Genomic DNA, 21805 nt, shown 5'->3' on the forward strand with positions numbered 1-21805 from the left:
TGAGGACGTTCCGCGGGAATCGGGGCGCGGAAGGGGGACCCGGGACGCCCGCACCGGAATAGGTTTGGCCCCATGAGCAATCTCGATCGTCAGGCCACCCTCTCCGTATGCGGCGGGCGTGGGTTCGTCGTCGCCGAACCCGTCAGGGAGCTCCTCAGCCCGCGCCGCGTGCGGCTCGGTGAGTCCACCGAGGTCCGTCGGCTGCTGCCCAACCTCGGGCGGCGGATGGTGGGCGCCTGGGCCTTCGTCGACCACTACGGGCCCGACGACATCGCCGACGAGCCGGGCATGCAGGTGCCGCCGCATCCCCACATGGGCCTGCAGACCGTGAGCTGGCTGCACGAGGGCGAGGTACTGCACCGCGACAGCACGGGGGCGCTGGCCACCATCCGCCCACGGGAGCTCGGTCTGATGACCTCAGGGCGGGCGATCAGCCACTCGGAGGAGAGCCCCCGTCCGCACGCCCGCTTCCTGCACGGCGCCCAGCTGTGGGTGGCGCTTCCCGCGGAACACCGCCGTATCGAGCCGCACTTCCAGCACCACGCGGAACTGCCGGAGGTCACCGGCCGCGGTCTGAGCGCCACGGTGATCCTCGGCAGCCTCGACGGAACGGTCTCACCCGGTACGACGTACACGCCCCTCGTAGGGGCGGACATCACCCTCACCCGGGGCGCCGAGGGGCGCCTGCCGCTCGACCCGGATTTCGAGTACGCCGTGCTCTCCATGTCCGGCGAGGCCCACGTCGACGGCGTTCCGGTACTCCCCGGCTCGATGCTCTACCTCGGCTGCGGCCGCTCAGAACTGCCCCTGCGCGCCGACTCGGACGCGGGCCTGCTGCTGCTGGGCGGCGAGCCGTTCGAGGAGGAGATCGTGATGTTCTGGAACTGGATCGGACGCTCCCACGAGGAGATCGCCCAGGCCCGAGAGGACTGGATGCACGGGTCGAGGTTCGGTGAGGTGAAGGGCTATGACGGCCCTCCGATTCCCGCTCCCGAGCTCCCTCCGACCCACTTGAAGCCCAGGGGAAGGGTGCGATGAGTTCGAGCAATCACCTGAACCGGCCTCGGGCGTGACGGCTTTGGCATGAGTGCCGTTTCCAGGCGACTCGTAGCCGGCTGCCGGAGGGGGACGGTCGGCCGCCCTGTCAGTCCAAGAGGTGCAGTGCGGTGTCCGGTCGGCAGTGGGCGCAGGCTTCCACTCCGTCGGTCAGGGCGCGGATGGCTTGGGCGCGGTCGATGGGGTGCTGCCGTTTGCCGGCCATGTGGCAGCCGCCGATGTGCACATAGAGCGGTTCACGGCGCTGTCCTATCCCGGTCTCGATGATCCAGTCGGGCGCGGGCGGGCGGACGGCGGCGCCGTGCGCGTGCTCGCGCTGCCTCTGCTCGAGGAAGCTGATCCGCTCACGGACCCGGTCGAGGCTGAGGGTGAGCCAGTGCTCCAGGGTGCGCAGTCTCGGAAGGTCGGGCGGAAGGTCGGACATGACGGTGGCCGGGTGGGTTCAGGCGGCCCGGGCGACATCGACCGCAGGCGTCGGGGACGGGCGGGGGACCGCCCTCAGTGCGCTGCGGGTCTCCTGCACCCGTTGCTCCTCGAGCGTTGCCCAGTACAAGTGGGTGGTGATCCGGATGGACAGGTCGGTGCACTCCGGCCTCAGCCGCTTCACCGTCAGCTTCTGCTCTTCGCTCCAGCCGGGTGTGTCCTCGCGGCAGCCGGTGACCTCACCGGCGTGCGGGTGCTCCGTGCCGGGCCAGCCGGGCATCGGCTCCACACTCCACGGCAGGGTGCGGCACAGCGCGGCCGGCTCAGCCGTCGCCTGATGCAGGCGGACCTGCGCGGCACGCAGATCCTCCGGGAACTGTCTCTCAGCCATGACAACCCACCTTTTCGATCATGTTCAGCACGTCAGCCAGGCCCGCCGACGGGCCTCACCCCGGCGCTGGACCGCCCCCACCGCCTCGAGCCGCTCCAGCTGGTACAGCACGCTCGAAGGCGACGACAGACCGACACCGGCAGCGATCTCCCGCAGCGACGGAGCCTCGCCGTGAACCGCCACGTAGGTGCGCATCCAGCGCAGGATGCGCACCTGCCGCTCGGTGAAGTCACCCATGCCGCCCCGCCTCCTTTCCCTCACGGCGGCGCGCCTGGTGGCGCAGCTCCGCCCAGCCGGTGCTGGGCCGGTTCGTGCCCAGATGCGGGTCGGTGAAGATCCGCGCCGACAACTGCAGCAGGCGTCGGCGCAGCTCTGCCGCGCCGTGGGGGCGCGGCTCGGCGAGCGCCCGATAGACGCGGTCCCACTCGCGCTGGACCTGCATCAAGTCATCGGGGAACGTCGATCTCGCCATACCCGCAGTAAAACACGTGTTCGATTTACTGCGCACGCCGGACACCCGGCACGAGGGCAGGTGAGAACTGAGCGGGACGGTTGGCGCTTGAGCACGCCTTATGGCGGCTGAGTGCGACAGCCGGCGCGCAGCAGCCGGCACTGGCTGCGCCCTGCCGCGACCGGCACGGCTTCACGGCCGCGCCGCGCATGTCCCTGACCCGGTGGTGTGCGCTGTCTCCGGCTACGAAGCAGCCAACGACCTGGCGCGCACCCCGGCGTACGCGAACCTGCCGCTGCTGGGCACCCCGATGAGTCGCGCGGTGGACCGGCTGTTGTCGGCGCGGATCCGGCAGAAACGCGGCCACGTGGGTCAGACCGAGGGCGGCTACCTGGGGACGTTCTGCGCTTTGGGCGCGGACGAACGGAGCGGCGTGCAGACCGTGATCACCCGCATCGCACAGCGGAAGGATCACAGTGGCGAAAGCCGCGGTCAGGGAGCCGTACGCGCTCTGGTGGGCTCGTCCACCTCGTTGTTCCTCAGGGTTGGGAACAGGCTGTGCGCAGTTTCTGTGTCGGGCGCGACAAGGACGCCGTCATTGCCGGCTGATTCGCAGATGCCCTCGGGCGCGAGGGACTGGACGGCGAGGGTGAGCTGGACGCCGCGCCTGGTGGCCTCGACGGCTATGTCGAAGCCGTGGCGGACGGGTTCGATCACCTCTGCGGTGCGGGCCCCGAAGCTCTCGGCGAGCAGGCGGTGCTCGGCGTCGGGGTCGACGTACAAAACATCGGAGGCGCCGAGAGCTCGGGCGATGTCGCAGACGTAGAGGCCGATGCTGCCGCGGGAGACGACCAGCACCCGGGCATCGGGGCGGGTCCGGAGGTGGGGTGCGACCAGGCGCCAGGACAAGGACCAGTTTGTCGCTCGCTGCGGCCATGGCGACGGGGTCGAGGCCGTCGGGCAGGGGCACCGGCATCACGTCCGCGTAGGGGACGCGGACCAGGTCGGTGTCGACCCGAAGCGGGCTGTGATCACCAGGTGCAGCCCACACGCATGGTCGCCGTCATCAGCACCCACGGAACGCGCAGCTCGATCGGTCCGACGCACGTCCGACAGATGAGTGATCAGTTGTCCCTTGCCCCTATGCCTTTGGTAGGGGAACGAGGGTGCGTTGGCTCGAAGAGGCGGGCAGCATGGCCGCCGTGGATATCAAGACAGAGCTGTTGAGACTGATGAAATCGTTGACCGACGGCTCGCGTGTCAATGGGCGAGTTGCCGCCGCTGGTGCAGATTTCGTCGCCGAGGAGGTCCATCGGCTCGCCGCGAAAGTGCAGAAGGCATGGGCACGTTATGCCGTGCCCGGGGCCGAAGGGCCGGGTTCTCCGGCGGAGGTCGCTGACGTACTCGTTGAGACGACTGGACGACGCGCGGTGGAGCTCATGACCTATCTGTCGACTGTCGACCTGGTGTTCCCGGGGCAGCTTCGGCCCAGCCGCGCCCATGCTCCTCGAGCCGCCGAGCGCCTCGTGGAGCTCCTGGGTGATGAGTCACGGTGGTGGACAAACGTCGAGGACTTCACCGCCGGCGTCCGAGCATGGACGCCCGTGACCCGACAGTCCTTCGACGGGGTCGTCGCGGGTGCCGGGGGAGGGCTTGTTGTCGTGCTGCTTCAGGTGGGCGAAGACTGAAGCAACAGGTAGGCAGCAGGGCCTACGTCTCCCACGACACTGTCGCCATGTGGGCGACAGCTCCCCATCTGGCCCGCCGCCTGGGCCGCCACGCGGGCGGTGTGAGCGACGTGGTCTTCACCCCGGACGGCCGTTCGCTCGTCGCCGCCGGTGGAGGCAAGGTCCTTTTCCGGGACCTCGGCGACTACCCGGCCATCGCCGCCGACACGATACTGGACTCGCCTGCCGAGCGACCGGCGGCGGGCTGGAGGCCTGGCAGTGGCATGTCTAGCCCCTGACGTCCCTACCAGCGTTCGTGCCTGTCCTGTTGACGGCATGGCCGGAGCTGAAGGGCCCGGAACCGAAGAGGGGATCCGCCCGACATGGTGAACGCTGTGCGCACATCCGCCTCGGCCTGGAACTCGACCTGGCCTGCAAAGACCTAGGACACGCCGGCGTGCCCGGGTTGTGGGATCGCTTCCACCTCGAGGCCCGGTCGGCACCGAGAGCAGCGCATAACCGTCGACCGACGAGGCATCCAGTGCGCCGGGGTCCGCCGCGACGAAGGCGTCGTCGCCTCCACGTACCTGCGACTGCGCGCGTACGGTCGCCGTGAGAATGGTAGATGCCGCTACCGAGAGTACGGCGGCCGACGGACCGTTGACGTCGCACGTCGCGCCCTGATCTGCTGCCTTGATCAACGTAGAGACCAACGCAGCGAACGCAGATGCCGAGCAGGGAGCTGAGATGACGCCCTCGCACGCACCGGGCCCGTCCGCCTTGGTCGTACAGAACACCAGGAGCGGCGGTCCCGGCCGGGTCGGGGCCTGGCTGGGCGAGGCGGGGATCGGCCTCGAAGTGCTGCGCCCCTACGAGGGTGATGCCCTGCCCCAGGCGCTCGACGGCAAGCCGCTCCTCGTGCTCGGCGGCGGCTTCCTGCCGGACGACGACGAGCGCGCGCCCTGGCTCCTGGCAACCCGCCGCCTCGTCTCGCAGGCGCTGGACGACGGCACGCCCGTCCTCGGCATCTGCCTCGGTGGCCAGTTGCTCGCACAGGTTGCGGGCGGCAGCGTGCGGGCGCGGCACGGAAAGCCCGAGTTCGGCAGCACACAGATCCGGATGCGTTCCGAAGCCGCCGACGATCCGCTGCTCTACGGGCTCGGCCCGGCGGTTCCCGCGATCGAGCGGCACGTCGACGCGGTCACCGAACTTCCGCCGGACGCAGTCTGGTTGGCGTCCAGCGCGGCCTGCCCCCACCAGGCATTCCGAGTCGGCACGCGGGCCTGGGGCGTGCAGTTTCACCCGGAGGCAGAGGCCGAGCGGATCGCCGGGTGGGACCGGGAGGAACTGGCCCGGCAGGGCTTCGACAGGGACCGGCTGCACGCCGAGGCCGTGGCCGCCGAGGGCGCGGCGGTCGCGGTGTGGTCGGTGTTCACGCGGAGGTTCGCTCAGGTGTGCGCGAGATTGCCGTGACCGGCGGCGCCGCCTTCCCGCCGACGCGACGACGCTGGTGAGCACGCCCGCCAACAGCAGCACGCGAGGAACCGGCCGGCGCCGGGCCAATCGTGCCGGCTGTAGACGGCTCCGCTGTCGGCGAGAAGGCGGTCGAATTCGCCTTCGCCGAGGCGGCGCTGCGCAAAGCTGTGATTCTTGCCGTGCACGCGTGGCGGCCGGACTACGTGCCGCCCGGTACGGCCCCGAGAGCGCCGAGCATCTGCTGGCCCAAGTACTCGCAGGCCGCGCAGAGAGGTATCCGGACGTCACGGTCAGGCACGAAGTGCTGAGCGGTGAAACCCGCGAGGTACTGATCGAGACGAGCAGGACTGCTCAACTCATGGTCGTCGGTGCCAAAGGACGCGGCGGTTTTGCCGGACTGCTCCTGGGTTCGGTGAGCCAGGCGCTGCTGCACCACGCGCACTGCTCCGTGACCGTCGTCCGCGGCAAGGCCCGACCGGACCGCGTGGCGAGGGATGCCCGCCGCGTATAGCGGTTACCCACCCCCGGCCGCCGTTGAGCCGAGCCGCGGTCTGCCGGACGCCGCCATCTGTCTGCTTGCCGGTGAACACCCTGCCGCCGAGCCGCTCCGGGCGGCATGCCGGGCGTGAGGCCGCGTCCACCGGATTCCGGCGGGGCGCCGTGCTCACCGCGGAGCGCCGCCGGGCGGCGCGAGCACCATCTCCCGGCGTTGCAGCGCCAGCCGCAGGAGCCCCGCCGCAGGCGCCGACACGCGGTCCGCGGGGAGGTCGACGACGGTGGCCTCGGTGAACGGCAGCCCCACCACGGCGCCGTCGGCCCGGCGCCCGCTGATCACACTGCCCTCGTCGTTTTCTTCCACGGCCTCCGCGAAGACCGTGTCGAAGGTACGGGCCTCGAAGACCGCCACAGTCAGTACGCACACGGCGAGGTGCAGTGGCTCCAGTGCCACCCCGAAGCACCACACCCGTAGCGAACCGTCGTCCAGCGCCGCGTCGAGCAGGCTGTACGGGGGCCGGCCGTAGTCGACCTCGGTGCCGGTGTCGCCGGCCGCCTCCGGAGCACCGGGGTGCACTTCACGCGTCCCCAAATCTCAACGAGGAACCCGGCCCGGCGTCACGGCCCCTCGCATCCCCCGCCGGGCAGTCGGGTTGGGCTGTTTGCATCAATAAGGTCACCCGTGCCAGACAAGAGTCATTGTGCCGGTGAGCTGCACTTTCACCCCATTGTCAAGCCTGATGGGGGATGGGTGGGCGTGCCGTTGTCCGGGTTTGTGCCGAGGGTGGTGTACGGGAGGCACGAACACCACCGGAGCCATGCCGGTGCGGGTTCTTCCACGGGAGGAGTGTCATGCGCAGGTTGTCACAGGCCCGGATCGTCCTGGCCGGAGCCGCCGTTGTACTGGTGTGGTCCTCGTCCGCAGCGTTGGCTGATGGCACGCCCACGGGCGCGGGGCCCTCGAATGTGAGCGTGAGCCCGTCGCAGGTCCATCAGGGCGCGACGTTGAAGGTCACGGCCTCGGGCTGCACCGGTGGGGGCACGGTCACCTCCGCGGCATTCCCCACCGTGCAGTTGCCCGCCGGGGCCACCTCGACGGCGACCGCACGGGTGACCAACACCGCCACGCCCGGCGCCCACACTCTGACGGTGCGGTGCGGCAACCGGACCGCGAACGCCTCGTTCACCGTGCTGGCCGGTACCCCGGCACGGGGCGGTCTCGGCGGCAGTCAGGGTTCCAGCACGGCGGTGACCGCCGCGGGCGGTGCGATGGCCGCACTGGCCGTCGGCACCGGAGCCTTCCTGATCACGCGCCGCCGCCGTGCCCAGTGATTGCGGGTGACACATACCGGGCGCTGCGACGCCGGAACCGGGAGCGGCCGAGTCGGGTCGTGTACCGTCCGCCCCTTTGACGTGTGGTTCCGGGCCGGCGAGGCGAGCGCCGCCCGGAACCACACCCCGCCGGCGAGGGGCTGGCGGGTCGGGTAGCGGTGTCCGGCGACCGGGGCCCTGTCAGGTGGCCGACAGCGGTCGGTTCCCGTGCGGGCGCAGGCGGTCGGTGAGGAAGGCGAGGATCTCGTCGCGGGCCCGGACCGTGGGGTGGCCGGCCTCGTCGACGAGATGCGCGGTGACGACGCTGTGCGGGGTGCCGACCAGATCGGCGAAGAAGGGCGGCGGGGCCGGGTTGGCGGCGCTGTCGGGCAGGACGCGCCCGTCGAAGGCGTCGCCCAGCAGCGAACGGTAGGCGGCGAAGCGCTGTCCCGTGCACCAGCGGTCGCCCTCGAAGCGGTAGGCGAGGACGGTGAGTCTGTCGCGGTCGAGCCGGTCGCGCACCGCGCGCGCGTCCGCCGCGTCGAGTTCGAGTCCGCCGGGGTCGTCGAGCGGCAGCGACGGGTGGTTGACCACCGGGGCGATGACCGCGGGCTCCAGGGCCATGGTGAGGGCGAAGTTACCGGTGAAACACAGGCCGATCGCGCCCACCCCGGGTCCACCGCATGCGGTGTGGGCCTGGCGTGCCAGGCCACGCAACCAGGTCGTCACCGGGCTGGTGCCGCCCCCGGCGAAGGCGCGGAACTCGGCGCTGACACAGGCGCGGCGGACGACTTCCCGGCCGCCCTCGACCGTGGGGAAGGCGCCGTCCGTCCCGAACAGGGAGGGCACGTGGACGGTGAAGCCCGCGTCCCTTACCCAGCGCGCGAGCCGCAGGACGTCGGGGCTGATGCCCGGCATCTCGGGCAGCACCACGACCGCGGGCCCGGCCCCGGCTACGTACACCGTCTTCTCCACCCCCTCCACGGCCACGCTCCGGCGGGTGAAGTCTGTGATCTGGTCGTCGTCGCTCATGGGGCCAGCCTGGGCCCCGGACCTGCCGCCGGGTGAGGGGCGAGATCGCCAAGGCCAGGGGTAATCTCGCCAAACGCAAGGGAGGCGAGTGGTGCGCCGCCGACCGGGGCCGGGACACCAGGGGGTGGGGGAGCGATGGAGGCGGAAGGTGCGGATCGGGGTGCAGGGCCGGGTGAGCTGCGGGTCGGGATCCTGGCGTACCCGGACTGCTTCGCGTCCGAAGTGTTCGGCGTCCCCGACCTGTTGACCATGGCGGGCCATGTCGCCGGACCGGACGCGCCCGGCTACCGGGTCTCGGTCGTCTCGCCCCGCCGCCGGGTCACCGCCTCGGGGGGCGCGAGCCTGGACGTGCGTCCCCTGCGCGAGGTCGACATCCTTGTGGTCCCCGGCTTCGAACTGCGCCCGGACACCGACCTCGACGCGCGGCTCGCGCGGCTCGCCCCCGAGATCGCGGCGATCCGCGCGCAGGCCGTCGCCGGCACCGCCGTCGTCTCACTCTGCGTCGGCGCGTTCCTGCTCGCCGAGGCCGGGCTCCTCGACCGGCGCCGGGCCACCACCTCATGGCTGCACGCCGGCGAACTGGCCATGCGCTGCCCGGACGCCGACGTGCGGCCCGAGTGCCTGGTCGTCACCGACACGGGGGTGACGACGACCGCCGCCTTCAGCGCGATGTACGACTTCGCACTGGACCTGATACGCAGGCACAACGGAGTCGGGGTGGCCCGCACCACCGCACGGTTGGCGCTCGTCGACGACGCGCGGACCTCGCAGACCCCGTACGTCGACCCACGGCTCCTCCCGCAGCCCGGCCGGGAGTTCTCACAGCAGGTCATGCGGCGGCTCGACCAGAACCTCACCGAGCGGTACGACCTCACCGCTCTCGCGGACGCCTTCGGGGTCAGCACCCGCACCCTGCTGCGCCGCTTCGCCGAAGAGACCGGACGCAGCCCGCTGGCCCATCTGCAGGCCTCGCGGGTCCGCCGCGCCCGCCATCTTCTGGAGACCACGGACCGCACCGTCTCCGCCGTCGCCGCGGCAGTCGGATACGAGGACCCCGGTACGTTCGCCGGCCTCTTCGCCCGCCACACCGGCCACCGCCCGAGCGTCTACCGGGCCGCCTTCCGCCGCCCTGCCCGGGGGTCCGCCCTGGATGACGGCGTCCGGACCGGCTCTGTCTAGGAGTTGTACGGGGCGCCTGAGAGCTCACTGCGCGCCGGCGGTCGTGGGCTCCAGCCGGACCACGATGCTCTTGGCGGTCGGCTGGTTGCTGGTCCCGGCCACGCTGTCCAGCGGCAACAGGACGTTGGTCTCGGGGTAGTAGGCGGCGGCGCAGCCGGGTGTCGTCGGGTAGGGGACAACCTCGAAGCCCTCCGCGCGGCGCTCCGTGCCGCCGTCCCACACACTCACGAGGTCGACACGCTGTCCCTGTGACAAGCCGAGCCGGGACACGTCCTGAGGGCTCACCAGGACCACGTGACGGCTTCCGCGGATGCCCCGGTAACGGTCGTTGTCCGTGTAGGGGATGGTGTTCCACTGGTCGTGGGAGCGCAGCGTCTGCAGCAGCAGGTGCCCCTCGGGGCATTGCGGCATCTGCCATGCGTTGCGGGTGAACAGGGCCTTGCCGGCGGGAGTGGGGTAGACCCCCTCATTGACCGGGTTGGGCAGCCGGATGCCGCCGGGACGGACCACCCGGCGGTTGAAGTGCTGGAGCCCTGGCACGACGCGGGAGATCCGGTCACGGATGGTCCCGTAGTCCGCTTCGAACTCGTCCCACGGGATTCCGGCCCTGCCGTCAAGGGTCCGGCCGGCGAGCCGGCACAGAATGGCGACCTCGCTGAGCAGGATCTTGGAGGCCGGTGCCAGGCGCCCGCGGGAGGTGTGCACCTCGCTCATCGAGTTCTCCACGGTGACGAACTGCTCGCCCGTGGCCTGGACGTCCACTTCTGTGCGGCCCAGGGTCGGCAGGATGAGCGCCGTCCGGCCACAGACGGTGTGGGACCTGTTGAGCTTGGTGGAGATGTGGGCGGTGAGGCTGCATCGCCGCATCGCGTCCTCCGTGACGTCACTGTCCGGAGCGGCGCGGACGAAGTTGCCGGCGACGCCGAGGAAGACCTTGATACGGCCTTCCCGCATGGCCTTGATCGAGTTCACCGTATCGAGACCGTGGGCGCGAGGCGGCTCGAAGCCGAACTCCTGTTGCAGCGCGTCGAGGAAGGCGTCGGGCATCCGCTCCCAGATGCCCATCGTGCGGTCGCCCTGGACGTTGCTGTGCCCACGCACCGGGCAGGCCCCCGCTCCGGTCCTGCCGAGGTTCCCGCGCAGCAGCAGGAAGTTGACGATCTCCCTGATGGTGGGGACCGCGTGCCTCTGCTGGGTCAAGCCCATGGCCCAGCAGACAATGACGCGTTCGCTGCGCAGTACCTCGTCCCGGACCTTCTCGATCTCTTCTCGCGTCAGTCCGGTCGCGGTGAGGATGTCGTCCCACGCGATGGTGCGGGCATGCTGGGCGAACTCTTCGAAGCCGCTGGTGTTGGAGCGGATGAAGTCCTGGTCGAGCACGGTTCCCGGCCGGGCGTCCTCCGCCTCCATCAGGAGCCGGTTCAGGCCCTGGAAGAGCGCGAGGTCGCCACCGCTGCGGATGTGAAGGAACCGGTCGGCGATCTGGACACCGTGCCCGATCACGCCCCGAGCCTTCTGCGGGTTCTTGAAGCGCAGCAGTCCTGCCTCCGGCAGGGTGTTCACGGCGATGATGCGGGCGCCGTTGAGCTTGGCCTGCTCCAGCGCGGAGAGTTGCCTCGGATGGTTGGAGCCGGGGTTCTGCCCGACAAGGAAGATCAGCTCGGCGTGGTGGATGTCCTCCAGGCTCACTGTCCCCTTGCCGGTGCCCAGGGTCTCGTGGAGAGCGAAGCCGCTGGACTCATGGCACATGTTGCTGCAGTCGGGCAGGTTGTTGGTGCCGAAGGCCCTGGCGAAGAGCTGCAGGACGAATGCCGCCTCGTTGCTGACCCTGCCCGACGTGTAGAAGACCGCCTCGTCGGGCGAGTCCAGCGCCTTCAACTCGTCGGCCAGCAGCCCCAGGGCGTCGTGCCAGCTGATCGGCTCGTAGTGGTCCGAGTCGGGACGCTTGACCATCGGCTCGGTGAGCCTGCCCTGCTGGTTGAGCCAGTGATCGGACCGCCGGCCCAGTTCGGAGACCGGGTGCCTGCGGAAGAAGTCGGCCGTGACGCGCCGGGACGTCGCCTCGTCGTTGATGTGCTTGGCGCCGTTCTCGCAGTACTCGTTCCGGTGCCTGTGGCCGGGGGACGGGTCGGCCCAGGCGCAGCCGGGGCAGTCGATCCCGTCCACCTGGTTCATGGTCAGCAGCGTCACTCCGGTTCGCCGGGCCGACGTCTCCTCGAGGGAGTACTCCAGAGCGTGGGTCACCGCCGGCACTCCCGCCGCCCACGTCTTGGGCGGGGTGACGGTGAGATGTTCGTCCGGCTCTTGGCTCGGTGGCTTCTTCATCGGGGGTGTTTCTCGCTCTCTTGCTCTCGAGTGGGCGGCTCAGCCGACCGGCCAGTGAGGAACCCGGCTTCTGGGCGGCTCCGCGTCCCGGTGCTCCACGTGGCCGCCTCGGATGACCCCCCGCCAGGCCCCGCCCTCCTGCCCCACACCCTCGATGAACTCCTTGAAGTGACCGAGCTCGGCGCGGACCACACGCCGAGTGAACCCGGAGGCATGGACAAGGCGGCCCGTGACTCCGTGCGGTGTGATGCTCATGCGTACCGAGACCGCGGTACGGTCCGATGCCGTCGCACGGAACGACACTTCACCGCGGTGGCCGGAGCGTCTGCCCAGGCTCCGCCACGCCACGAGGGAGTCGGGCACCTGTTCCACGATCTCGGCGTCGAACTCGTGCCGCACGGGACCGAACCTGATCACCCAGCGGGTGAGATTGGGGCGGACCTGCTCGACCTTCCGCACCGCGGACATGAACCGCGGGAAGCTCTTGAACTGCGACCACTGGTTGTAGGCCGTACTTACCGGTACCGCGACTTCGATCGTCTCTTCAACGGTGTTCATGGCCCCACCTGTCTTCGGGCGCTGACTTTTCTCAGTGTCACCGCGTGCCCGGCAGGCCGCCACGTGGAGGCGATCATCCGGACCGGGAAGCGGCTCGGCGCGGTAGGGATAGTGACGACGGCGGCGAGCTGCTGAGCGCCTCGGCCGGCAAGGCGGTGCGCTTCGCCGAGCCTGCGGCGTACGGCGGACCGGCGAGCGTCGAACGCCGCACCCTGGCAACCGACCGGTAACCGATGCGTGGCCACGGCGGCGCTGTCCCCCCACACGCGGAGGGCGGGCCGGGTGCAGCCCGGAGGACACGACGTCCCGCTCGTCCGCCGGATCGGAGGCATGGTGACGGCCCGACCGAGACCGCGCGGAACCGTGCCGCTGGGGGAAGCGCCGACAGGGCCGGTACACCGCTCGTGCCGCTGCGGATGCCCAGGGGCGATCGCGCAGCGGCACCGGCGCGATCGCCCGGTCAGGACCCGAAGGACCTCACCGCGGGAGCCGCTCCAGCAGGGCAGCGAAGTCGGTCCCGGCAGGCAGCGTGCCGAAGGCCAGGCCCTGGTCTCCTGCGAGGCGGGATGCGCAGAACGCTTCCGCGACGGCCGCCGGGGCGTGGCGGACGAGAAGGGAGCCCTGCAGCACCAGCGCGGCGCGCTCGATGAGGCGACGGGCCCGCAGCGGAGCGTCCTCGGTGAGGACGAGGTCGCCCTTCAGTTCGCGCCATGCCGCGTCAAGTCGGCTGTCGGCGCCCGTGGCGGCCTCTACCTCGGTGCGGAAGGCGTCGAGGGAGTCCGGCTCGCGGGTGAGGGCGCGCAGCATGTCGAGGGCATTGACGTTGCCCGAGCCCTCCCAGATGCCGTTCAGCGGGGCCTCCCGGTACAGGCGCGGCATACCGGACGCCTCGTCGTAGCCGTTCCCGCCGAGGCATTCCAGCGCCTCCGCGACGGCGACGGGCTGGCGCTTGCACACCCAGTACTTGCCGACAGCGGTCGCGAGCCTCAGGAAGGCACGCTCCTGTGCGTCGCCGCGCTGTGCCCGGTCGACGGCGCCGGCCAGGCGCAGGGCGAGGGTGGTGGCGGCTTCCGACTCGAGGCTCAGGTCGGCGATGACGTTGCGCATCAGCGGCTGGTCGATCAATTTGGCCCCGAATACCGCGCGGTGGCGCACATGGTGCGCGGCCTGGGCGAGCGCGGCACGGATGCCGGCGGCGGAGCCGAGCACGCAGTCGAGGCGGGTCATGGTGACCATGTCGATGATGGTGCGCACGCCCTTGCCCTCGGCGCCCACGAGCCAGGCCACCGTGTCGTCGAACTCCGGTTCGCTGCTGGCGTTGGAGCGGTTGCCGAGCTTGTCCTTCAGGCGCTGGATGCGGAAGGTGTTGCGGCTGCCGTCGGGCAGTACGCGCGGCACCAGGAAGCAGGACAGACCACCGGGGGCCTGGGCGAGCACCAGGAAGAGGTCGTTCATGGGCGCGCTCGTGAACCACTTGTGTCCGCGCAACCGCCAGGTGCCGTCGGCCTGTTCCGTGGCGGTGGTGGTATTGGCGCGGACATCGGTGCCGCCCTGCTTCTCCGTCATCCCCATGCCGGCGAGCAGGCCGCGCTTCCCGGCGGGTGTGCGCAGGCCCGGGTCGTAGACGCGGCTGGTGAGCAGCGGTTCGTACACCTTGGCGAGGTCGGGCGCGTGGCGCAGGGCCGGGACCACGGCGTACGTCATGGAGACCGGGCACAGGTGCCCCTGCTCCACGGTGCTCGCGAGCATGAAGCTCGCGGCGCGTGCCACATGGGCGCCCGGGCGGTCGTCGGCCCAGGCCGCCCCGGCAAGGCCCGCGCCCACGGAGACACCCATCAGCGAGTGGTACGCGGGGTGGAACTCGACCTCGTCGATGCGGTTGCCGTAGCGGTCATGGGTACGGAGCACGGGCTCGATGCGATTGGCCTGGTCCGCCCAGAGCTGGGCCTCCTCGCCGCCGACGAGCCGACCGAAGCGGTGCAGGTCGTCGAGATGCCACGCTGCGCCTTCGCGGCGCACGCCCTCGATCAGCACCGGGTCGTCGGCGACGTCGTGACCGGTCAGCGGTGGGGGCTGGTTGGTCACCTCGTGCGTGGCTGCCGTCGGATTGCTGCCTGGTACGGCGGGCTCGGTCATGGGATGTCCCTCCCGGGCGGTGGGTCGGTCACGGTCGCGGCGCCCGCGCAGCGCAGAGCCATGGCGGTGAGTTCGGCTAGGAGCCCGTCGGTGTCGTCCTTCTCCGGCGTGCCCAGCGGCGCTACCAGGACCTCACCGATCGCGCCCGTGAGGGCGGCGGCCGTGATCTCCGCGCTTTGCGGCGGCAGGAGTCCGTCCGCCATGCCCTCGCGGACGACTTCCGCGAACAGGGCGCGGTAGCGGAGGCGGAAGTCGAGACGTTCGGCGCCGACCGCCGGCTCGGCCGGGGCGGCGAGCAGGGCGTAGGCGAGCCCACGGTTCTCCAGGGCACGGCGGGCGAACACCCGGACACCGGCGACGAGTCGTTCGACCGGGCTCCCGGAGCCGTTCAGAACCTCGCCGAGGACCTCGACCTCCCGCCCCGCGGCGCGCCGGAAGACCTCGACGGCCAGCGCTGACTTGGACGGGAAGTGCTGGTAGACCGACCCGGCCGAGATGCCGGCTGCCTCGGCGACCGCCGACACGGAGGCGTGCGCCCACCCTGCGTCGGCGACGACGTCGGTGGCACGGGCGACGAGGTGTTCCCGGGCCGCCTCGAGTCGGCGGATCTCGGCCGGGGTCTTGCGGTAGGCCATGGAAGAAGTGAACCATCATTCATACTTTCCGGACAAGGGCCGGGGCCACCGGCTCGGAACCCCGTGGAGGACGTGGGCGTCTCTGCGCCCGGCCGGGCAAGCGGCACCCGCCTGCCCGCCCGAGTTCCGACCGCCGGTGCGACGGCGGTGGCCTGCCGCCTGCCGCCTGGCGTTTGCCGATCAGGGCGGTCTGACCACGGCGAACGCGGGGGGCTCATCGCATCGACGGGAAACAGCCGCGACGGCAGCGGGATGATCCCTGCCGGCCAGTACACTCGCGCCGCGACAGACTCACGGCGGGGCCGGCGGTCCTGGAGCTCGGATTCGCGCGCGGGGGAGCCGATCGGGCCGTGCAAGGCTCAGGGCCGCGGTACGGAGGTCTTTCCGCCACGGCCGGAGCGCTCGGCGCGGCCCGTCGCCGTACCCGATGCGACCGACCGCACTGCGAGGCAGGCACCTGCCGGCGCGTACGACGGCAGGGCTCGGGGCCTTGGAGTCAGGGGAGTTCCGTCACCAGGACGACTTGGTCACCCCGGGCAGGAAGCCGGCGTGGGCCTGTTGGCGGGTGCGGACCCTGGAGAGACCGAACTTGCGCAGGTAGCCGCGGGGGCGGCCGTCCACGCTGTCGCGGTTGCGTACGCGGGTGGCGCTGGCGTTGCGCGGCTGTCGGCGCAACTCCGCCAGCGCGGTCAGGCGTTCGTCCTGGGTCGACGAGGGGCGGCGGACGATCTCCTTGAGCTCGGCCCGCCGGGCGGCGTACCGCTCGACGATCGCTTTGCGCTTCTCGTTCTGTGCGATCTTGCTCTTCTTCGCCATCAGACCTTCCCCCCGCGCGCCCGGATCCGTGCCACGGCCGTCTCGATGCCGATCGCGTCCACCGTCTTGATCGCCTTGGCGCTCAAGGTCAGACGGACGTTGCGCCCCTCACTCGGGAGCCAGTAGCGCCTGCGCTGGATGTTCGGGTCGAAGCGGCGCGAGGTGCGCCGGTGCGAATGGGAGATCGTGTTGCCGAAGCCCGGCTTGGCGCCGGTCAGTTGGCAGTGGGCGGACATGGGAGTTACCTGCCTCTCTCTGCGGCATCCACTACTTATTGGTAATGGAAATCGTTCCCATATACTAGCCTCATGGCGCAACGGGCCGAGAGCGGTGTCGAACAGCTCCTCGGCCCGGCCCGCCCCTCTGAGTACTCCCACCAGCCCGAGGAGCAACGCCCATGGCCCGCCGCCAGGAAACCCGCAAGCCCGGCAAACCCCGACCGAACCCGCTCGACGCGGCCGAAATCGCTTACATCGACTACAAGGACACCGACCTGCTGCGCAGGTTCATCTCCGACCGTGGCAAGATCCGCAGCCGCCGCGTCACCCGCGTCACCGCGCAGCAGCAGCGCCGACTTGCCGCAGCCATCAAGAACGCCCGGGAGACGGCCCTGCTGCCGTATGCCGGCAACCCCGGGGGGCGTTGACTCCTCGATGGCTGTTCCCAAACGGAAGATGTCCCGCAGCAACACTCGTCACCGCCGCTCCCGGTGGAGGGCCGGCACGCCGCAGCTCGTACCGGTCACGGTCGCCGGCGTCAGCCACCTCGTGCCTCAGCGGCTGGTCCGGGCGTACGAGCGCGGCCTGCTGCACCCCGAGAGCCGAGCGCACGCCAACGACTGACCGCGGCGCGATCGGGCCGCGAAGCCGGGGATGACGTTCGGTCGTCGACGGGTGCGAGCCGGCTTCTGCCCCGGTGAGGCCGAGGCCGTTGAAGGGACGGCTGTCGTCACGCCGACAGGGGCGCCCCGCATGCGCGTTCGCACAAGCGCGGGACACCCCTGTCGGTCCGGTCGGAGGGTCAGTTCTCCTCGGTTTCGAAGGTGCGCAGCAAATCGGCCGCGACGCTCACAGCGATTGTCGCGGGTTCCTTGCCGGTGATGTCGGCCAGCCCGATCGGGGTCTTGATCCGATCGACGGTGGCCTCGTCGTGACCGCCCTCGGTGGTGAGGCGCTTGCGGAACCGCACCCACTTGGCTGCCGATCCGATCAGCCCGATGGAGCCGAGACGGGTCATGCGCAAGGCAGCATCGCACAGAGCTGCGTCCTCGGCGTGATCATGGGTCATGATCAGGATGTGCGTGCCGCGCGGCAACTCCGCCAGGACCTCCTCCGGCAGCAGCGGCGTGTGATGCACGTGCACCTGCGCCACCGAGTCCGCCAGCACGTCGAGCCGTTCCTTGGTGAGCATGTCGGAGCGACTGTCGATCAGATGGAGATCAAGGTCTTGACGTGCCAAGATGCGAGCCAGCTCCAATCCGACGTGCCCCACGCCGAAGATCGCCACCGCCCTTACCACCGGCAGCGGTTCGAGCAGCACCGAGACCGTGCCGCCGCAGCACTGCACGCCGTGCTGGTTGACCACCTTGTCGTTCAGCGCGAAATCGATCAGCTCCGGCTCCGGCTTGGACGCGGCCATCATCTCCCGGGCCCGGTCGATCGCGACGGCCTCGACATTGCCGCCACCGATCGAGCCCCACGTCTCGGTCCGCCCCACGACGAGCTTCGCACCGGCGTCGCGCGGGGCATGGCCGCGTACGGTCGCGACGGTCACCAGCACGCCGGACTCCCGGCGGGCCCGCAACCGCGCGACCGCGGCGACCCACGTCATGTCAGGCACCGCTCAGCGCTTCTGCGGCGGTCCGGTCCTTGCCGTGGAGGACGTTCCCGCTCAGGGACACGCCGCCCTGGCGAGCCGCCTCGATCGCCCAGTACACCGCCTCCGGGGTCGCGGGCGAGGCCAACTCGACGCTGACCCCGCTCGGCCCGAACGCGGCGGCGGCCTGCCGCAACGCCTCTCGGACCGAGAACGCCAGCATCAGCGGAGGCTCACCCACCGCCTTGGAGCCGTAGACCGCGCCCTGTTCGGTGGCGTTCGTGAGCAGCGTGACGTTGAACTCCTCGGGCATCTCCGAGAAGCTCGGCAGCTTGTACGTGCTCGCCGCCTGGGTCAGGAGCCGTCCTCGGTTCGGCCCGTCGCTGGTGTCCCAGCGCAGCTCCTCGAGCGTCAGCCAGCCCGCGCCCTGCACGAAACCACCCTCGATCTGACCGATGTCGATCAGCGGAGACAGGCTGTCGCCGACATCGTGCACGATGTCCACCCGCCGGATGCGGTACGCGCCGGTGAAGCCGTCGACCTCCACCTCGGTCGCCGCGGCGCCGTAGGCGAAGTACTTGAACGGCGAGCCCCGGAACGACTTCGCGTCCCAGTGCAGACCCTCGGTCCGGTAGAAACCGGCCGCCGACAGCTGAACCCGCTGGAAGTACGCGGTGTGAACCAGGTCGTCCCAGACCAGCTCCGTGTCACTGCCCAGGGCGCGCGCGACGCCGTCGACGATGCGCACATCCGCGGCGTTGGCGCCCAGTCGGCCGGCGGCCACCTGCAGCAGCCGCTCGCGCAGCTGCTCACAGGCGTTCTTGATCGCCCCGCCGTTGAGGTCCGCACCGGAACTGGCAGCGGTGGCCGAGGTGTTGGGCACCTTGTCGGTGCGCGTCGGGGCGAGGCGCACCTTGTGCAGCGGGATGCCCAACGTGGTCGCGGCCACCTGCATCATCTTGGTGTGCAGCCCTTGGCCCATCTCGGTGCCGCCGTGATTGATCAGGACCGAGCCGTCCTTGTAGATCAGGACCAGCGCGCCGCCCTGGTTGAAGGCGGTGAGGTTGAACGAGATACCGAACTTGATGCCGGTGATCGCAAGAGCCCGCTTGGTGTGCGGGTGCGCGGCGTTGTAGGCGGCGATCTCGCGCTTGCGGTCAGCGATGCCGGCGTCGTCCAGCACCTGCTGCCATACGGTCGAGATCCGTTCGGGCTGGGTGACCGGCTGTCCGTACGGGGTCGTCTGGCCCTGACCCGGCTGGTAGAAGTTGCGCTCGCGCAGCTCCATGGGATCCAGGCCGAGCTTCGGCGCGCAGCGGCCCAGGATGTCCTCGATCACCAGCATGCCCTGCGGTCCGCCGAAGCCGCGGAAGGCAGTGTTGGAGACCGTGTTGGTCTTGGCGACGCGACCGGCGACGCGCGCGTTGGGGATCCAGTACGTGTTGTCGATGTGGCACAGCGCGCGGGCCAGGACCGGTTCGGACAGGTCCAGGCTCCAGCCGCCGTCCGCGATCAGGGTGGCGTCGAGGGCCTGGATACGGCCGTCGGCGTCGAAGCCGATCCTCCACGTGGCGTGGAACCCGTGCCGCTTGCCGGACATGGTCAGGTCCTGGGTCCGGTTGAGCCGGAACCGGACCGGCCGACCGGTCAGCTTGGCGCCGAGCGCGGCGACGGCCGCGAAGCCGTGCGGCTGCATCTCCTTGCCGCCGAAACCGCCGCCCATCCGCAGGCACTGGACGGTCACCTCGTGGGCGGGCACGCCGAGCACGTGAGAGACGATCTCCTGGGTCTCCGAGGGGTGCTGGGTGCTGCTCTGGATGAACACCTGCCCGTTCTCGTCGACCTGGGCCAGCGCCGCGTGGGTCTCGAGGTAGAAGTGTTCCTGACCGGCGAACTGGAACTCGCCGGTGAACACGTGCGCGGAGTCGGCGAAGCCCGCGTCGACGTCGCCGTGCACCATCAGGGGCCGGGCGCCGTGGTAGCTGTCCGCCGCGATCGCGTCCCGCAGCGTGACCAGGGCGGGCTTCTCGTCGAGTTCCACCTCGACGGCCGCCGCACCGAGGCGGGCCGCCTCCAGGGTCTCGCCCAGCACCCACGCCACCGCGTGGCCGTGGAACATGACCTCGTCGGGGAACAGGGGCTCGTCGTGCTTCATGCCGGCGTCGTTGACGCCGGGTACGTCGGCGCCGGTCAGCACCCGCACCACACCGGGCACGACGAGCGCGGGCTCGGTGCGCAGCGCGGTGATCCGGCCATGGGCCTTCATGACCTGGACCGGGTAGGCGTGCAGCACGTCCTTGGTGCGCTGGACCAGGTCGTCGGTGTAGAGCGCGGTGCCGGTGACGTGCAGCGAGGCACTCTCGTGCGGCATCGGAACGCCGACCACGGGCTTTTCGGGGCGCTCGGACAGATGACTCATGACGACACCGCCTCGGGGGTCTGTGCGTGCAGCTTCAGCAGGCTCTGGCCGAGCATCGCGGAACGGTAGAGGGCGCTGGCGCGATGGTCGTCCATCGGCGTGCCCTCGCCCCGCAGCACGCGTGCCGCGGCCTCGACGGTCTCCGCCGTCCACGGCCTGCCCTCCAGGGCGGCCTCGGTGTCGAGGGCCCGGATGGGGGTGGCGGCCACGCCGCCCAGGCCGATGCGTGCCTTGCGGACGATCCCGTCCTCGACGTCGAGCGCGAAAGCGACCGCCACGCTGGAGATGTCGTCGAAGCGCCGCTTGGCGATCTTGTGGAAGGCCACGACCGGTGACAGCGGCAGCGGGATGCGCACCGCGCGGATCAGCTCATCTGCACGGCGCACGCTCTGCCGGTAGCCGGTGAAGTAGTCCGCCAGCGGCACCTCGCGCTCACCGTCGGCGTCGGCGAGTATCAGCGACGCCTCCAGTGCGAGCAGCGCCGGTGGGCTGTCACCGATGGGGGAGCCGGTACCCAGGTTGCCGCCGAGGGTCGCACCGTTGCGGATGAGACGGGAAGCGAACTGCGGGAACAGCTCGGCCAGCAGCGGGACGTCGCCGTCGAGGCGGCGTTCGATCTCGGTGAGCGTCAGCGCCGCCCCGATCTCGATGTGGTCGGACTCGACCCGCAGCCGGCGCAGTTCGGGCAGTCGGTCGATGGCCACGACGCAATCCGCCCGGCGGGAACGGATGTTCACCTCCACCCCCCAGTCGGTGGAGCCGGCGACCACCACGGCGCCGGGCCGCTCGCGCAGCAGCTCCAGCGTCTTTGCCAGCGTGCTCTTCCGCAGGAACGCGCTGTCGCCCTGGGCGTATTCGGTGGCGACCGGTGCGGGCGGGGCCTGCTCGCGTCGCTGCGCCAGTGGGTCGTCCTCGGCGGGCGGACCGACAGCGAACGCGGCATCACGGATCGGGCGATAGCCGGTGCAGCGGCACAGGTTTCCGCTCAGCGCGTGCAGATCGAAACCGTTCGGGCCGTGCTCGTGACCGGTGTTGTCGGCCGGGTCCGGCTCCGGGTCCGCGTGTGCGCAGCGGTCGGGTCGGTAGTACTCGGCGGCCATGCTGCACACGAATCCCGGTGTGCAGTAGCCGCATTGGGAGCCGCCGCGGACCGCCATCTCCTCCTGCACCGGGTGCAGGGTCGACGGCGTGCCGGGTCCGCCGGCACTGGCGAGACCTTCTGAGGTGATGATCTCCTGACCGTCGAGCGCCGCGACCGGGACCAGGCAGGCGTTGACCGCCACCCAGTCGGTGGGCTTGTTCACCCCGGGACGGGCCACCAGGACGGAACAAGCGCCGCATTCACCCTCGGCGCAGCCCTCCTTGGTACCGGTGAGGCCGCGCTCTCGCAGAAAATCGAGCGCCGTGGTGTGGGGCGCGGCCGGGGAGATCGGTGCTTCTTTACCGTTGACCGTGATCCGCGCCGCTACCATGACGGGCCACCGTTTCGGTGCGCGACGGGTCGGTTCATCATGTTCGCCAATTTCAGGCAGCTTTCTGTGTTCAGACGCGCCACGTGAGAGAAGCGGGCGCACAACGGCACGCAGCAGCGACGTGCCGGAAGATCGTGAAGGGAAAACC

At 70.6% G+C, this 21805-nt stretch carries 23 protein-coding genes and 2 pseudogenes; 9 read left to right on the top strand and 16 right to left on the bottom strand.

Annotated features, from left to right (window positions below; all coding sequences use genetic code 11):
- The first annotated feature begins 72 nt into the window (after positions 1 to 72).
- Positions 73 to 1038 (top strand): pirin family protein, encoded by a 966-nt coding sequence (locus tag MDN94_RS23720; protein WP_482727879.1) that lies wholly within the window; start codon positions 73 to 75, stop codon positions 1036 to 1038.
- 106 nt (positions 1039 to 1144) lie between these two features.
- Here MDN94_RS23720 and MDN94_RS23725 read toward each other — a convergent pair whose 3' ends face one another.
- The 5 genes and pseudogenes from MDN94_RS23725 to MDN94_RS23745 form a co-directional block, all read right to left on the bottom strand.
- On the bottom strand, positions 1145 to 1480 hold the full coding sequence (locus tag MDN94_RS23725) for a DUF6233 domain-containing protein (RefSeq protein ID WP_482727880.1): 336 nt from the start codon (positions 1478 to 1480) through the stop codon (positions 1145 to 1147).
- An 18-nt stretch (positions 1481 to 1498) separates the two neighbouring features.
- The gene (locus tag MDN94_RS23730; protein WP_482727881.1) at positions 1499 to 1870 is read right to left on the bottom strand and encodes a hypothetical protein; all 372 of its coding nucleotides are present in this window, start codon (positions 1868 to 1870) and stop codon (positions 1499 to 1501) included.
- Positions 1871 to 1894: 24 nt separating this feature from the next.
- The gene (locus MDN94_RS23735; protein WP_482727882.1) at positions 1895 to 2107 is read right to left on the bottom strand and encodes a LexA family protein; all 213 of its coding nucleotides are present in this window, start codon (positions 2105 to 2107) and stop codon (positions 1895 to 1897) included.
- Complete coding sequence (locus MDN94_RS23740; RefSeq protein WP_453459068.1) at positions 2100 to 2342, bottom strand: hypothetical protein; 243 nt, start codon at positions 2340 to 2342, stop codon at positions 2100 to 2102. The genes MDN94_RS23735 and MDN94_RS23740 overlap by 8 nt, the downstream gene beginning before the upstream one ends.
- Before the next feature lie 576 nt (positions 2343 to 2918).
- A pseudogene (locus MDN94_RS23745) lies at positions 2919 to 3330 on the bottom strand (zinc-dependent alcohol dehydrogenase); the annotation flags it as partial.
- A 193-nt stretch (positions 3331 to 3523) separates the two neighbouring features.
- Here MDN94_RS23745 and MDN94_RS23750 point away from each other — a divergent pair.
- From MDN94_RS23750 to MDN94_RS23765, 4 genes and pseudogenes are all read left to right on the top strand, one after another.
- Positions 3524 to 4009 (top strand): hypothetical protein, encoded by a 486-nt coding sequence (locus MDN94_RS23750; RefSeq protein WP_482727883.1) that lies wholly within the window; start codon positions 3524 to 3526, stop codon positions 4007 to 4009.
- A gap of 47 nt (positions 4010 to 4056) precedes the next feature.
- Positions 4057 to 4287, top strand: a complete 231-nt coding sequence (locus tag MDN94_RS23755; protein WP_482727884.1) for a hypothetical protein — start codon at positions 4057 to 4059, stop codon at positions 4285 to 4287.
- Positions 4288 to 4735: 448 nt separating this feature from the next.
- Positions 4736 to 5461, top strand: a complete 726-nt coding sequence (locus tag MDN94_RS23760) for a type 1 glutamine amidotransferase (RefSeq protein WP_482727885.1) — start codon at positions 4736 to 4738, stop codon at positions 5459 to 5461.
- 47 nt (positions 5462 to 5508) lie between these two features.
- A pseudogene (locus MDN94_RS23765) lies at positions 5509 to 5975 on the top strand (universal stress protein); the annotation flags it as partial.
- A 153-nt stretch (positions 5976 to 6128) separates the two neighbouring features.
- Here MDN94_RS23765 and MDN94_RS23770 read toward each other — a convergent pair.
- On the bottom strand, positions 6129 to 6536 hold the full coding sequence (locus tag MDN94_RS23770) for a hypothetical protein (protein WP_482727886.1): 408 nt from the start codon (positions 6534 to 6536) through the stop codon (positions 6129 to 6131).
- A 275-nt stretch (positions 6537 to 6811) separates the two neighbouring features.
- On the opposite strand from MDN94_RS23770, the gene MDN94_RS23775 reads away from it, so the two are divergent.
- Positions 6812 to 7291, top strand: a complete 480-nt coding sequence (locus MDN94_RS23775) for a hypothetical protein (RefSeq protein WP_482727887.1) — start codon at positions 6812 to 6814, stop codon at positions 7289 to 7291.
- Between the two features lie 180 nt (positions 7292 to 7471).
- Here MDN94_RS23775 and MDN94_RS23780 read toward each other — a convergent pair whose 3' ends face one another.
- The gene (locus tag MDN94_RS23780) at positions 7472 to 8302 is read right to left on the bottom strand and encodes a dienelactone hydrolase family protein (RefSeq protein ID WP_482727888.1); all 831 of its coding nucleotides are present in this window, start codon (positions 8300 to 8302) and stop codon (positions 7472 to 7474) included.
- A gap of 135 nt (positions 8303 to 8437) precedes the next feature.
- On the opposite strand from MDN94_RS23780, the gene MDN94_RS23785 reads away from it, so the two are divergent.
- Positions 8438 to 9481, top strand: coding sequence for a GlxA family transcriptional regulator (locus tag MDN94_RS23785; protein ID WP_482727889.1), 1044 nt, complete (start codon positions 8438 to 8440; stop codon positions 9479 to 9481).
- Positions 9482 to 9505: 24 nt separating this feature from the next.
- On the opposite strand, the gene MDN94_RS23790 is transcribed toward MDN94_RS23785, so the two are convergent.
- The 6 genes from MDN94_RS23790 to rpmB form a co-directional block, all read right to left on the bottom strand.
- Positions 9506 to 11806 (bottom strand): FdhF/YdeP family oxidoreductase, encoded by a 2301-nt coding sequence (locus tag MDN94_RS23790; RefSeq protein ID WP_482727890.1) that lies wholly within the window; start codon positions 11804 to 11806, stop codon positions 9506 to 9508.
- Positions 11807 to 11845: 39 nt separating this feature from the next.
- A complete protein-coding gene (locus MDN94_RS23795) occupies positions 11846 to 12364 on the bottom strand; it encodes an SRPBCC family protein (protein ID WP_482727891.1) in 519 nt (172 codons plus the stop codon).
- A 477-nt stretch (positions 12365 to 12841) separates the two neighbouring features.
- On the bottom strand, positions 12842 to 14500 hold the full coding sequence (locus MDN94_RS23800) for an acyl-CoA dehydrogenase family protein (RefSeq protein ID WP_482727892.1): 1659 nt from the start codon (positions 14498 to 14500) through the stop codon (positions 12842 to 12844).
- Positions 14497 to 15135, bottom strand: a complete 639-nt coding sequence (locus MDN94_RS23805; protein WP_482727893.1) for a TetR/AcrR family transcriptional regulator — start codon at positions 15133 to 15135, stop codon at positions 14497 to 14499. The genes MDN94_RS23800 and MDN94_RS23805 overlap by 4 nt, the downstream gene beginning before the upstream one ends.
- Before the next feature lie 510 nt (positions 15136 to 15645).
- Entirely contained in the window at positions 15646 to 15951 is a 306-nt protein-coding gene (rpsN, locus tag MDN94_RS23810) for a 30S ribosomal protein S14 (RefSeq protein ID WP_453457198.1), read from the bottom strand.
- The gene (gene rpmB, locus MDN94_RS23815; RefSeq protein WP_482727894.1) at positions 15951 to 16187 is read right to left on the bottom strand and encodes a 50S ribosomal protein L28; all 237 of its coding nucleotides are present in this window, start codon (positions 16185 to 16187) and stop codon (positions 15951 to 15953) included. Before rpmB ends, rpsN begins: the two co-directional genes overlap by 1 nt.
- A 161-nt stretch (positions 16188 to 16348) precedes the next feature.
- On the opposite strand from rpmB, the gene rpsR reads away from it, so the two are divergent.
- Together rpsR and rpmF are read left to right on the top strand one after the other, a co-directional pair.
- Positions 16349 to 16597 (top strand): 30S ribosomal protein S18, encoded by a 249-nt coding sequence (gene rpsR / locus MDN94_RS23820; protein ID WP_482727895.1) that lies wholly within the window; start codon positions 16349 to 16351, stop codon positions 16595 to 16597.
- Positions 16598 to 16604: 7 nt separating this feature from the next.
- Complete coding sequence (gene rpmF, locus MDN94_RS23825; protein ID WP_482727896.1) at positions 16605 to 16793, top strand: 50S ribosomal protein L32; 189 nt, start codon at positions 16605 to 16607, stop codon at positions 16791 to 16793.
- A gap of 178 nt (positions 16794 to 16971) precedes the next feature.
- On the opposite strand, the gene xdhC is transcribed toward rpmF, so the two are convergent.
- From xdhC to MDN94_RS23840, 3 genes are read right to left on the bottom strand one after another with little or no spacing between them, the layout of a single operon-like run.
- Positions 16972 to 17781, bottom strand: a complete 810-nt coding sequence (gene xdhC, locus MDN94_RS23830) for a xanthine dehydrogenase accessory protein XdhC (protein ID WP_482727897.1) — start codon at positions 17779 to 17781, stop codon at positions 16972 to 16974.
- Position 17782: 1 nt separating this feature from the next.
- Positions 17783 to 20185, bottom strand: coding sequence for a xanthine dehydrogenase molybdopterin binding subunit (xdhB, locus tag MDN94_RS23835; RefSeq protein ID WP_482727898.1), 2403 nt, complete (start codon positions 20183 to 20185; stop codon positions 17783 to 17785).
- Positions 20182 to 21657, bottom strand: a complete 1476-nt coding sequence (locus MDN94_RS23840) for a xanthine dehydrogenase small subunit (protein ID WP_482727899.1) — start codon at positions 21655 to 21657, stop codon at positions 20182 to 20184. Before MDN94_RS23840 ends, xdhB begins: the two co-directional genes overlap by 4 nt.
- Positions 21658 to 21805 lie beyond the last annotated feature (148 nt).

This window comes from Streptomyces sp. WAC00040, assembly GCF_056835925.1.